Source organism: Streptomyces sp. NPDC047049, from assembly GCF_040643995.1.
In the GTDB taxonomy this organism is placed as follows: domain Bacteria; phylum Actinomycetota; class Actinomycetes; order Streptomycetales; family Streptomycetaceae; genus Streptomyces; species Streptomyces mooreae.
This window is the reverse complement of the sequence record NZ_JBEYVM010000003.1, coordinates 773,625-784,851: the sequence shown is the minus strand read 5'-3', so window position 1 is coordinate 784,851 and position 11,227 is coordinate 773,625. Positions and strand designations below refer to the sequence as shown.

Annotated in this window: 11 protein-coding genes; 5 read left to right on the top strand and 6 right to left on the bottom strand. The window is 73.1% G+C overall.

The window, feature by feature from the left end:
- Positions 1–173: 173 nt before the first annotated feature.
- Both ABZ851_RS11395 and ABZ851_RS11390 read right to left on the bottom strand, forming a co-directional pair.
- The gene (locus ABZ851_RS11395; protein WP_361124893.1) at positions 174–1,691 is read right to left on the bottom strand and encodes a HAMP domain-containing sensor histidine kinase; all 1,518 of its coding nucleotides are present in this window, start codon (positions 1,689–1,691) and stop codon (positions 174–176) included.
- A 1-nt stretch (position 1,692) separates the two neighbouring features.
- On the bottom strand, positions 1,693–2,460 hold the full coding sequence (locus tag ABZ851_RS11390; protein WP_361124891.1) for a response regulator transcription factor: 768 nt from the start codon (positions 2,458–2,460) through the stop codon (positions 1,693–1,695).
- Between the two features lie 235 nt (positions 2,461–2,695).
- Between ABZ851_RS11390 and ABZ851_RS11385 the strand changes: the two genes are divergently transcribed.
- The 5 genes from ABZ851_RS11385 (at position 2,696) to dgt (ending at position 7,983) form a co-directional block, all read left to right on the top strand.
- Positions 2,696–3,916, top strand: a complete 1,221-nt coding sequence (locus ABZ851_RS11385; protein WP_361124889.1) for a glycosyltransferase family 4 protein — start codon at positions 2,696–2,698, stop codon at positions 3,914–3,916.
- A gap of 330 nt (positions 3,917–4,246) precedes the next feature.
- The gene (locus ABZ851_RS11380) at positions 4,247–4,801 is read left to right on the top strand and encodes a GH25 family lysozyme (RefSeq protein ID WP_361124887.1); all 555 of its coding nucleotides are present in this window, start codon (positions 4,247–4,249) and stop codon (positions 4,799–4,801) included.
- Positions 4,802–4,991: 190 nt separating this feature from the next.
- The gene (gene nadE / locus ABZ851_RS11375; protein WP_336054298.1) at positions 4,992–5,822 is read left to right on the top strand and encodes an ammonia-dependent NAD(+) synthetase; all 831 of its coding nucleotides are present in this window, start codon (positions 4,992–4,994) and stop codon (positions 5,820–5,822) included.
- Positions 5,823–6,167: 345 nt separating this feature from the next.
- Complete coding sequence (locus ABZ851_RS11370; protein ID WP_311622713.1) at positions 6,168–6,521, top strand: hypothetical protein; 354 nt, start codon at positions 6,168–6,170, stop codon at positions 6,519–6,521.
- Positions 6,522–6,657: 136 nt separating this feature from the next.
- The gene (gene dgt / locus ABZ851_RS11365; RefSeq protein ID WP_256331299.1) at positions 6,658–7,983 is read left to right on the top strand and encodes a dGTP triphosphohydrolase; all 1,326 of its coding nucleotides are present in this window, start codon (positions 6,658–6,660) and stop codon (positions 7,981–7,983) included.
- 99 nt (positions 7,984–8,082) lie between these two features.
- Here dgt and ABZ851_RS11360 read toward each other — a convergent pair whose 3' ends face one another.
- The 4 genes from ABZ851_RS11360 to ABZ851_RS11345 all read right to left on the bottom strand — a co-directional run bounded on the left by ABZ851_RS11360 (position 8,083) and on the right by ABZ851_RS11345 (position 11,202).
- A complete protein-coding gene (locus ABZ851_RS11360; RefSeq protein WP_361124884.1) occupies positions 8,083–8,964 on the bottom strand; it encodes a cytochrome c biogenesis CcdA family protein in 882 nt (293 codons plus the stop codon).
- Positions 8,961–9,818: a thioredoxin domain-containing protein gene (locus ABZ851_RS11355; protein ID WP_361124882.1), complete on the bottom strand. Its 858-nt coding sequence runs from the start codon at positions 9,816–9,818 to the stop codon at positions 8,961–8,963. Before ABZ851_RS11355 ends, ABZ851_RS11360 begins: the two co-directional genes overlap by 4 nt.
- 58 nt (positions 9,819–9,876) lie before the next feature.
- The gene (locus ABZ851_RS11350) at positions 9,877–10,452 is read right to left on the bottom strand and encodes a hypothetical protein (protein ID WP_361124880.1); all 576 of its coding nucleotides are present in this window, start codon (positions 10,450–10,452) and stop codon (positions 9,877–9,879) included.
- A gap of 210 nt (positions 10,453–10,662) precedes the next feature.
- Positions 10,663–11,202, bottom strand: coding sequence for an ATP-binding protein (locus ABZ851_RS11345; RefSeq protein WP_361124878.1), 540 nt, complete (start codon positions 11,200–11,202; stop codon positions 10,663–10,665).
- Positions 11,203–11,227 lie beyond the last annotated feature (25 nt).

Genomic DNA, 11,227 nt, shown 5'->3' with positions numbered 1-11,227 from the left:
GCGCCCCTGGCGTCCTGCCGCGTCGGCCACGCTTACTCACCACCCACCGACGCCCCCCCCCACCCGCTCCGGCCCGTCACCGCAACCCAACAGCCCCGCCCAGCGGACCCGCACCGCGCAGCGGGCGAAAAACGGAGAGCAACAACCACGACGGGAAAGCCACAAACGTGGGGCTACACCCCCGGCCCCCGGCCAACCGTGAAGCCCAGGACCGCGCCACCCCCCGCCCGCCGCGCGGCAAACGCATGGCCGCCGTGGGCGGTGGCGATCTCGCGGACGATGGCGAGGCCGAGGCCGGAACCCGGCAGACCGCGGGCCGCCGCGGCCCGGTAGAAGCGGTCGAAGACCCGGGTGAGGTCGGCGTCGGCGATGCCGGGGCCGCGGTCCAGGACCTCGATGCGGGCCCCGGTGACGACGACCTCGATCGGCTCCGTCCCGCCTGCGTCGAATTTGGCGGCGTTCTCCAGGAGGTTGGTGAGCGCACGGTGCAGGGCGGCGGAGCGGCCCTCGACCACCGCCGGGCGGACGGTCCGTACGGTGATCTCCCGGCCGGTGCGGCGGCGGGCCGAGGCGGCCGCCTTCTCGGCGACCTCGGCCAGGCTCACCTCCGAGAGCGGGTCGTCGTCCCGCTGCCCGGCCGCCAGGTCCACCAGCTCATTGACCAGGTCGCTGAGTTCGCGGGCCTCGCCCGCCAGGTCGGTCAGCAGCTCGTCGCGGGCGTCCGGCGGCAGCTCGTCGAAGCGCTTCAGCAGCGAGATGTTCGTACGGAGCGAGGTCAGCGGGGTGCGCAGCTCGTGGCCGGCGTCCTGGACGAGGCGCTGCTGGTCCTGGACGGCGCTGGCCAGCCGGCCGAGCATGTCGTCGAAGGCCCGCCCGAGGCGGGCGACCTCGTCGCGTCCCGCCACCGGGACCGGGACGTCCAGCCGGCCGTGCTCCGCCACGTTCTCGGCGACCGAGGTCAGCCGCACCAGCCGGCCGGTGATCCGGCGCGCCAGCCACCAGCCGCCCGTGCCGGACAGCGCGATGACCGCGGCGGCCAGCAGGGCGGTGCGCTGCTGCAGGGCGGAGAGCAGATCCTCGGTCTCGCTGAACTTCTGCGCGACCTGTACGGCACCGCGGCCGCCGCCGAGTGCCACGGTCGCGACGTGGTACTCCTCGTCGCCGATCTCCGCTTCCCGCTCGGCGAGGTGGCCGGCGCGCGCGTCACCGGCGATCCGGCGTTCCGCGGTACCGGCCGGCAGGGCCGGGCGCCCCGCCTCCACGATCCGGCCGTCGGCGCCCAGGATCTGCACATCGGTACGGGTGGGCCGGGTGAGGTCGTCGCGCGGCCCGTCGTGGTCGGGGTCAACGGTCGTGTAGTCGGTGGGCTCGAACGGCTTTTCCTGGACCTGGGTCCGCAGATCCCGTACGACCTGCGAGAACACCGACCTCTCGTCGACCCGCACCAGCCGGGCCGCCGCGTCGTAGCTGAGGAACCCGACCAGGACGGTCACCGCTGCCGCCCCCATGGCGAACGCCACCGCGACGGCGGTGCGCAGACTGGCGGGTCTGCGGGTGCGCAGCCAGGCGGCCGATCCGCCCCTGCGCCAGGAGCGTGCCCAGACCCGCAGCCGGGCGCGCAGCCGAGCCCACAGCCGGGGGCCGGCCGGGGGGCGTGGCCCGGCGCCGGACCGGTCGCGGGCCCGGGACATCTCAGTCCTCCCGCAGCACGTAACCGACGCCACGCACCGTGTGGATCAGCGGGCGGCTGCCCGGGACATCGACCTTGCGCCGCAGATAGCCCACGTACACCGCGAGGTTCTTCGAGCCGGGGCCGAAGTCGTAGCCCCAGATCCGGTCGTAGATCGTCGAATGGTCCAGGACGATTCCGGCGTTGCGGGCCAGCAGCTCCAGCAGCTCGAACTCGGTCCGGGTCAGCTCCAGCTCGCGCTCGCCGCGCCAGGCGCGGCGCGAGGGCCCGTCGATCCGCAGGTCCGCGGCCTCGACGACACCGCTGTCCGCCACCCGCGCGTCGTACGCCTCCTCGGTCCCCTCGGTCTCGTCCGCCGCAGCAAAACCGGCGCCCGCGCCGCTCCCGTCCGCCGCCGGTCCCGCCGTCGTCCGCCGCAGCAGCGCCCGCAGCCGGGCGAAGACCTCCTCCACCTCGAACGGCTTGACCACGTAGTCGTCCGCACCGGCGTCCAGACCGGCGATCCGGTCCGCGGTCTCGACCCGGGCGGTGAGCATCAGGATCGGGGTGCGGTCCTGCTCGGCCCGCAGCACCTGGCACACCTGCAGCCCGTCGATCCCCGGCATCATCACGTCCAGCAGGATCACATCGGGCCGCTCGCGGTGCGCGGCGGCGAGCGCCTGGATCCCGTCGGCGACGGCGGTGACCCGGTACCCCTCCAGGGTCAGGGCACGCTCCAGCGCGGTGCGGATGGGCCGGTCGTCCTCGGCGAGCAGTACGGAATGGGTCACGCGGCAAGTGTGCCAAGGGCCCGGAGGTGCGACGGCGGGCGGCCGGTCCCGCCGGGGCTTTCTTACCCGGATCTCACCCGTGGTTCTTACCGGGCTCTCACCCTGGCCACGCCATCGGCTTACCCCTTACCGCCACGGTGGCCCGGTGCCGGACGGGCCGGTCGCGATGAGGCGGCCGTGAGCGTACCGGCCGGTCGGACGACTCGGCACATCTCCGGGAAGAGCACCTCACCGCATGAAGATCACCCTCCTGCTGCACAACGCGTACGCCATCGGCGGCACCGTCCGCACCACCTTCAACCTCGCCGCCGCGCTCGCCGACCGGCACGACGTCGAGATCGTCTCGATGCTGCGGCACCGCGAGGTCCCGCGCTTCACGGTGGACCCCCGGGTGCGGCTGGTGCCGCTGGTGGACACCCGCGTCGGCAGCGAGGACATGGCCGATCCGCTGTTCGGGGAGCCCGCGCGGGACTTCCCGCTCGCCGAGAAGCGGCACCACCAGTACAGCCGGCTGACCGACGTCCGGGCCGCGGAGTTCCTGCGCACCACCGATGCCGACGTGCTGATCGGCACCCGGCCCGGCATCAACGTCTACCTGGCGCGGTTCGGCCCCCGCCGGGCCCTGCGGATCGCCCAGGAACACCTGCGCCACGACGCGCACAGCAAGCGGCTCCGGGCCGAACTCGCCCGCCACTACCGGACGCTGGACGCCCTGGTCACCACCACCGAGGCGGATGCCGCGGTCTACCGCTCGCGGATGCCGCTGCCGGGCGTACGGGTCCTGGCGGTGCCGAACATCGTGCCCGCACCGGACGGGCCGCTGTCCGAGGGCACCTCGAAGGTGATCGCGGCGGCCGGCCGGCTGGTCCGCGGCAAGCGCTTCGACCTGCTGATCGAGGCGTTCTCCGCGGTCGCCGCCAAGCACCCCGACTGGCGGCTGCGGATACACGGGGGCGGCGCCGAGCGCGCACAGCTCCAGGGGATGATCGACGGGCTCGGGCTGAACGGGCAGGCGGAGCTGACCGGGCCGCGTTCCCCGATAGAGGCGGAGTTCGCCAAGGCGTCGATCGTCGCCTCGGCCTCGGACGCCGAGTCCTTCGGCATGACCCTCGTCGAGGCGATGCGCTGCGGCGTGCCCGTCGTCAGCACCGACTGCCCGCTGGGCCCGGCCGAGATCATTCACGACGGTACGGACGGGCTGCTGGTGCCGCGCGGCGACGGCCGGGCGCTGGCCGGCGCGCTCCTCCGGCTCATCGAGGACCCACAGCGCCGCCGCGACATGGCCGGGGCCGCGCTGGAGAGTTCGCACCGCTACGACCCGGAGCCGATCGCCGAGCGCTACGAGCTCCTTTTCCAGGAGCTCCGGTCGACGCGTGCCGCCCGCGCCTGGCGGCGCACCCTCGCGCGGGCCCGCGCCGTCGCGCGGCGGCTGGTGCGGCGGGCCCTGCGGCGCTGAGGCGTCGTCCCACTACGGCGGCGGGTCCGGGGGCGGCGAAAGCGAAGCCGCCGCAAGGTGTTCGTGGCGCACGGATTCCACTTGACCGCGGCACAAGGCCTCAACTTGACCACGGTACAAGAAACTTCCCTACCACAATCTGGCGTCCCCGGTGGCAAACATGCTGAACTGCTGGAACGAGACTGCTTCGCACGCAGGGACGCCGGCTCGCGGAAGCATCTGATCAGGAAGTGCAGAAACACGAGGAACACCCGGCACCACGGCAACGCAGTCGAGGATTCACGCAGTTGACGCTTCGAATCCGCAGGGCCGATCGGCAGGAGGCCGTTCATGCTGCATGGTGTCGATGTCAGCTCCTACAACACCTCGTACTCCGCCGAGGGGCTGGACTTCGTTTTCGTCAAGGCGACCGAAGGCCGCTCCTACATCAATCCGCACCAGTCCGCACAGGCGTCAAAGGCCCGTAAAGCGGGCTGTGTGGTGGGTTTCTACCACTTTCTGTGGCCGGGCAATATCGCCGCCCAGGCGAAATACTTCGCCGAGAAATGCGCATCGGTCCAGGGCGACCTCCTCGCCTGCGACTGGGAGCGCACCGGCGAGGGGACCTGCGCGAGCAATGCGCAGAAGGACCAGTTCCTGCGCGCGGTGAAGAAACTGCGCCCCACCCACCGCGTGCTGCTCTACTGCAACCGCGATTTCTGGCTGAACCACGACACCACGTCCTACGCGGCCGACGGCCTGTGGATCGCCGATTACGTCTCCGCCGGACATCCGCGGATCAAGGCGAAGTGGCGCTTCCACCAGTACACCGACCAGCCGCTGGACAAGGACGTCGCGGACTTCTCGACCAAGGCCGCCCTGAAGAAGTGGGCGCACCCGGCATAAGGTTTGCTGTCGGCGCGCCTTTCCGCGCCGCCGGACAAACCGCGCGTACGCAGAGCAGCAGACCGAACGGGAACGCTGCGCAGGCGGCACGGGAACAACGTGTCACCGCACCACGCGACGCGGCACGAGAACACGACGCAGACGCGGCACGGGCGCGAGCCGGTACCGCACGAGAACACGAGGAGCAGCCGTGACCGACCCGGCGTCCAAGGCCCTGCAGCAGGAGATCGCCCGGGATCTCCAGGTGACCGCGTCCTTCGACGCCGAGCAGGAGATCGAGCGCCGGGTGGCCTTCCTCACGGAGCGGCTGACCTCCACGGGCCTGCGCTCGCTGGTCCTGGGGATCAGCGGCGGCGTCGACTCCACGACCACGGGCCGGCTCTGCCAGCTCGCCGTGGAGCGGGCCCGCGCCGCCGGGCACGAGGCGACGTTCTACGCGATGCGGCTGCCGTACGGCGTCCAGGCTGACGAGAAGGACGCCCAGCGGGCGCTGGAGTTCATCCGCGCGGACCGGGAGCTGACCGTCGACATCCGCCCGGCGAGCGATGCGGCGCTGCGGGCCGCGATGGACGGCGGGCTGGTCTTCCGCGACGCCCACCACCAGGACTTCGTCCAGGGCAACATCAAGGCGCGCCAGCGCATGATCGCGCAGTACGCTGTCGCGGGCGCCCATGACGGCCTGGTCGTGGGCACCGACCACGCGGCCGAGGCCGTCTCCGGCTTCTTCACGAAGTTCGGTGACGGCGCGGCCGATGTGGTGCCGCTCACCGGGCTGACCAAGCGCCGGGTGCGCGCGGTGTCGGCGGCGCTGGGCGCCCCCGGCGAGCTGGTGCACAAGGTGCCGACGGCCGACCTGGAAACCCTGGACCCGGGCAAGCCCGACGAGGACGCGCTCGGTGTGAGCTACGACCAGATCGACGACTACCTGGAGGGCCACCCGGTCGACGCCGTGGTCGCCCAGGCCATCGTCCGCCGCTACCGCCTCACCGAGCACAAGCGGGCGCTGCCGATCGCGCCCTGAGGGGCCGCTCGGCTCTCCCCCGCCCCCTCCCCCTCTCCCCCTTCGGGGGAGGGGGCGGGGGGTGGGTTCGGGGGTGGGGGGGACGGCACCCCGCGTCGCCCGGCCCGCAGCGCCCCGGCGGCTCCGCCGCGCCCCGCTGGCTCCGCCCCCTCGGCCCCGCCCCCGTCGGCCCGCCCCGTCGGCCCGCCGCGCCCCCGTCGGCCCCACCCCGTCACGGACCGGCAAGCCGGCCGTCACCGTCCCGGTGCTAAATCATGGGCGGGAGCGGGCATGCATCCGGCCATGGGAAGCCGCGAAGTGCGATCGGAAGATCAACTGTCAGTGGGTCCGCCTACGCTCCGAGGCATGGGTTACGCAAACCTGCGCGAGCTCCGGTCCGCGCTGACCACCGCCTCCGACCTTGCCTCGTCCCTGCAGTCCGCGCCGACCCGGCGCGATGCGGACCAGCTCGTCGACGTCCTCCGGCAAGCACTGACCGCTGCCGGCTCGCTGCACGCGGAGACCGGCCCGACCGGCTGCGCCATACATCCCCACGGCGCGGTCGACCCGTTGTACGGCGACGTGGAAGACCCCCTTCCGCCGGGCTACGGAAAGTGCCTGCTCTGCAACGACCGCCGTCGCCGGGCGGACGCCCACCCGGCGCACGCCCGCCCGCATCCCCGTCCGCATCCGCACTGGCGGCGCCGGCTGAGCGCCTAGAGCTGTCCGCCGTCCAGTGACTGCCGGCTGCCGGCTTCGGCCCTTGGGGGTGTCTGCCCCCGGCGTGCCGGCCGGCCGGGTCGGTGACGCAAAGGCCCCCGGCCCCCGGCCGCCGGGAGCGGACTACCATCCGCGCATGCGACCTGCCACATACAGCGATGAGGACCTTGAGCAGCACTCCCTCCGGCGACGCGTGCCCGACGACGGGCAGCGGTCCGGCTTCGAGCACGACGTCGACCGGATCCTGTACTCGACCCAGTGGCGGGCGCTGGCCGGCAAGAGCCAGGTGGTGGCGAGCGCCGAGCTGGGCGCCTACCACACCCGGCTGACCCACTCCATGAAGGTGGCGCAGCTCGGCCGGCGGATGGCGGAGCGGCTGGAGCGCCGGTACGGCGGGCCCAACCCGGCGCTCGTCGAGGCGGCGTGCATGGCTCACGACATCGGCCACCCGCCCTTCGGGCACGCCGGTGAGCTGGCGCTGCGCGCCACGATGGACGACCTGCACTTCGCGGACGGTGTCCTGGACAGCTTCGAGGGCAATGCGCAGACCCTGCGGGTGCTGACCTTTCTCGCCGCCCACAAATACCCGGGCCATCGCGGACTGCACCTGACCCGCGCCTGTCTGGACGCCGCCACCAAATACCCGTGGGAGCGGGCGCCCGTCGACCAGGACCCGGCGCGCCATGTGAAGTGGGGGGTGTACGTCGCCGACCGGGAGGCGTTCTCCTGGGTGCGGGCCGGCCGTACGGACACCGCCGTACCGGTCGAGGAGCAGGTCATGGACTGGGCGGACGACGTCACCTACGCCTGCCACGACGTGGAGGACTTCTACCGTACGGGCCTGATCCCGCTGGCCGCGCTGTTCCCGCCGGACGGGGCGGCGGGCGCCGACACCGAGCGGGAGACCCGCCGTTTCCTGGACTACGTACAGGCCAAGCGGGCGCGCGAGGGCGAGCCCTTCGACCGTGACGCGGCGCTGGTGATGATGGCGGACATCGGCAAGCGGCTGGCGGTACCCGCCCCGTACAGCGGCAGCCACGAGGACGCGGTCGCGGTCAATCGCCGCACCTCCGATCTGATCTCGTACTTCACCCGTGGGATCGAGCTGGAGGTGGGCGGCGAGGCGGCGATCCGCTACGGCGCGCGGCTGGTGATCCCGCCGGAGCGGCGGGCCGCCTGCGATCTGCTCAAGGAGCTGGTGTGGTGCTACGTCATCGACCGGCCCGCACTGGCCACCCAGCAGCACGGCAAGCGGCGGGTGGTGAGCGAGCTGCTGCGCTGGACCCATGACGCACCCGAGCTGCTGCCGCCGGACCGCGCCGAGGAGCTGGCGCTGCACGGCGACCGGCTGCGTGCCTGCGCGGACCATGTGGCCTCGCTGACCGAGGACCAGGCGCTGGCCCTGCACCGGCGGCTGTCCGGCACCGGCCTGGGGTCGGTCAACGACAACGTGTGGCTGTGAGGGAGCCGGTGAGCCCCGGGGAACCGGTGAGCCCCGGGGGCCGGGGCCCGGTGCCGTTTCACAACCGCCCGGCCCCGCCCCGCCACCGGCACTCCGCCGCTATCCGGCCTCTTCCCGCGGCCGTTCCGCCCCGTCCGCCGGCCGCTCGGCTTCGCCCCGCGGCTTCTTCTCCGGCCGGAGCGCAATACGGCCGAGCACCGCGGCGACGATCAGCGCGGCCACCGCGATCAGCGCGTAATCCGGTACGGCGTTCCCGATCCGCGCCGCCCATTCCTCGGCCCGGAATTCGTCGTCCGCGTCGAGGATTCCGGGCAGCGCACTGGTTCCGTTGAAACGCAGGAACAGCACGCCGATCCCGATGAAGAACACCCCGGACAGCACCGAGGTGGTGTGCAGCCGCAGCTTTCCGAGGGTGAATGCACGGCCCCGCAGCCAGCCCCGGGTGCCGAGTTTGCAGCGTTCCCACAACAGCGCCAGCACGAACAGCGGCAGCGCCATGCCCAGTGCGTAGACGGCGAGCATCGAGGCGCCGTACACGGGTGAGCCGCTGACCGCCGTCACCGTCAGCACCGCGCCGAGGATCGGGCCCGCGCAGAAGCCGGCGAGCCCGTAGACACAGCCGAGCAGGAAGGTGGAGACGGCGGACCGCGGGGTGATCCTCGCCGCGGCCTCCTGAGCACGCCGCGAGGCGAAGCCCAGGCCGAGGATCTGGGCCAGCCCCATCGCGATGACGACCCAGCCCCCGACGGCGATGAGCAGATCGCGGTGGCCGTTGAACAGCCGGCTGGCCGCCGTACTGGCCGCGCCGAGCGGCACCAGCGTGGTGGCCAGCCCCAGATAGAACACTCCGGTACGGGCCACCAGCCGGCCGGGGGTCGAGAGCGAGTACGCGAAGAACGCGGGCAGCAGCAGCGCGCTGCACGGGCTGAGCAGCGCCAGCGCACCGCCCAGGAACGCCGCGAGGTAGCCGATGTCGTTCATTCCCCGGCCCCCTTGGCCGCCGGCCCGTCCTTGGCCGCAGACCCGTTCTTGCCCGACGGCTCGCTCTTGTCCGGCGTCCCCTTCTTGTCCGACTTCCCGTTCTTGTCCGCCCGCGCCGCGGCATCCTTGATGGCCTGGGCGAAGACCTCGGCGGGCTGGGCCCCGGCGACCGGCCGGCCGTTGACGAGGAAGGACGGCGTGGACTGCACCCCGAGCTGGTACCCCTCGGTCTGATCCTTCTTCAGCGCCCGCTCGGCGTCCTCGCTCTTCATGTCCGCACGGAACTTGTCGATGTCGTCCACACCGCTGCTGCGGGCCAGCTCGACGAGCTTGTCCTCGGCGAGCGCCTTGCCCTTACGGGTCTTGGCGTACAGCTCGTCGTGGAGCTGCCAGAACTTGCCCTGCTGCCCGGCGGCCCAGGAGGCACGGGCGGCCCGCTCGGAGTCGGCGCCGAAGACGGTGAAGTTGCGGAATTCGATGCGCAGGGTGCCCGCGTCGACGAACTTCTTGATCAGTCCGGGCTGGGTCTCCCGGGTGAAGCGGCCGCAGAACGAGCACTGGTAGTCGGCGTATTCGACCAGGACCACCGGGGCGTCCTTCCTGCCGACGGCCAGCGGATCGCCGTCCTCGCGCCGGCTGGTCCGCTTGGCGAGGTCGTCGAACATCTTCTGCTGTGCGGGGTCTTCCTCGGGCGCATCGGAGGCGGCGGCCTCGGGGGTGTTGCCGCGGCCGGTGCCGCGGTCGTCCTCGGCGGACTTGCCGACGGCGATCCCGATGGCGATGACGGCCACGACCAGGGCGATGACCGCGCCGATGGCGGCCAGTTTGCGGGTGGGAGAGGCGGAAACGGGCATGCGGAAGCTCCAGACGTACGGAGGGGGAAGGTCAGGCCGGGTGCGTCGGGGCAGCGGCCTATATCCGCAGTACGGGCAGGAGCGGGGTGCGGTCGCGGGCGGGCGCGCTGTCGGTCGGTGGCCGGGCGAGCGCGTACTGCGCGGGCAGATCAGCGGCGAGCGGCCCCACGCCGGTGGTGGCGGGGGCCAGGGGCTCGCCGCGGTGCGGTGTGGGCAGCGGGGCGGACTCCGCGGGCCCCGGGGCATGCCGGTTCGAGCACTTCTTGGGCGCGTGGGCCACGGCGAGGGGGGCACCGGGATCGAGCCGCGGGCCGCCGGCGGTGGCGGCAGACGGCCGTGTCGGTGCGTCGCCGTCCGCGGGTCCGTACGCGGGAGCGTCGCCGTCCGCGGGTGCGCCGCCGTACGCGGGTCCGTCCTCGTCCGCCGATGCGTCTGCGTCCGCCGGGCTCGCCGCAGTGCGCGCCGCCGCCGGGGAGGCCGGCGTCGCGGCGTCGGCCCGCCATGCCGCCGTGGCCGCTGCCGCCCGGCCCGCCAGCCAGGCCTGGTCACCGCCGATGCGGCACAGCAGCGGCCCGAAGGTGACGGCGAGGAGGAGCAGCAGCGTCAGCGTGGCCGAACGGCGCACGTGGTGCATGTCCCCTCCTCTCCGGGCCCGGTGCGCGAACATGAATATCCCATCCTACGGATCGTCATCGCGCGAGCTGAGCACCGACCGGAGCGGACATCGGAGCCGCCGGGACACGGGAACCGACGCGGCAACGGGGACCTCGGGGCACAGGCGCCCGGGGGGCAAGCCGGGCCGGGGCAGCCGGGCCAGGGCAGCCGGGCCGGGGCAAACCGACCCTCAGCGGTCGGCGATCCGCATCTCGAACCAGGTGCTCTTGCCGCGGGGCAGCAGATCCACGCCCCAGCGGTCGGAGAGCTTGTCGACGAGGAAGAGGCCGCGGCCGCTGAGGTCCATCTCCTGGACCGGCATCAGGCAGGGCAGGCCGCGGGACGGGTCGCGCACCTCGATCCGGATCCAGCCGCGGCGGCGGAGCATCCGCAGCCCGAAGGTGCGGGCGCCGGTGTGCCGCACGGCGTTGCCGACGAGCTCGGACACCAGCAGCACGGCCTGCTCGGCGAGCTGGGGCGTCAGGGCCCACTGTCCGAGGAGTACGGCGGCGGTCAGCCGGCGCGCGATGCCGGCGGACTGGGGGCGCGAGGGCAGCCGCACCTCGCCGAGAGCCGGGTCACCGACCGGATCGGGGGCCGCGAAGGCCGGTGCGCGAGGGGCCGGTGCGGAGTCCGCGTCCGGACCGGGGATGCCCCATCGCGCGGCGGCCGGATCGCTCCGCGGCCGCGGCTGCTCCATTCCTTCGAGGCCCGCCATGCGTCCCATCATGGCCGTTGCGCCGCGTCCAGGGGAG

What these genes read in the sequence shown, in the direction of transcription:
- ABZ851_RS11395 (WP_361124893.1), bottom strand. Translation starts at nt 1,691, where the DNA reads ATGTCCCGGGCCCGCGACCGGTCCGGCGCCGGGCCACGCCCCCCGGCC.
- dgt (WP_256331299.1), top strand. Translation starts at nt 6,658, where the DNA reads ATGCGACCTGCCACATACAGCGATGAGGACCTTGAGCAGCACTCCCTC.
- ABZ851_RS11380 (WP_361124887.1), top strand. Translation starts at nt 4,247, where the DNA reads ATGCTGCATGGTGTCGATGTCAGCTCCTACAACACCTCGTACTCCGCC.
- ABZ851_RS11360 (WP_361124884.1), bottom strand. Translation starts at nt 8,964, where the DNA reads ATGAACGACATCGGCTACCTCGCGGCGTTCCTGGGCGGTGCGCTGGCG.
- ABZ851_RS11355 (WP_361124882.1), bottom strand. Translation starts at nt 9,818, where the DNA reads ATGCCCGTTTCCGCCTCTCCCACCCGCAAACTGGCCGCCATCGGCGCG.
- ABZ851_RS11385 (WP_361124889.1), top strand. Translation starts at nt 2,696, where the DNA reads ATGAAGATCACCCTCCTGCTGCACAACGCGTACGCCATCGGCGGCACC.
- ABZ851_RS11350 (WP_361124880.1), bottom strand. Translation starts at nt 10,452, where the DNA reads ATGCACCACGTGCGCCGTTCGGCCACGCTGACGCTGCTGCTCCTCCTC.
- ABZ851_RS11345 (WP_361124878.1), bottom strand. Translation starts at nt 11,202, where the DNA reads ATGATGGGACGCATGGCGGGCCTCGAAGGAATGGAGCAGCCGCGGCCG.
- ABZ851_RS11370 (WP_311622713.1), top strand. Translation starts at nt 6,168, where the DNA reads ATGGGTTACGCAAACCTGCGCGAGCTCCGGTCCGCGCTGACCACCGCC.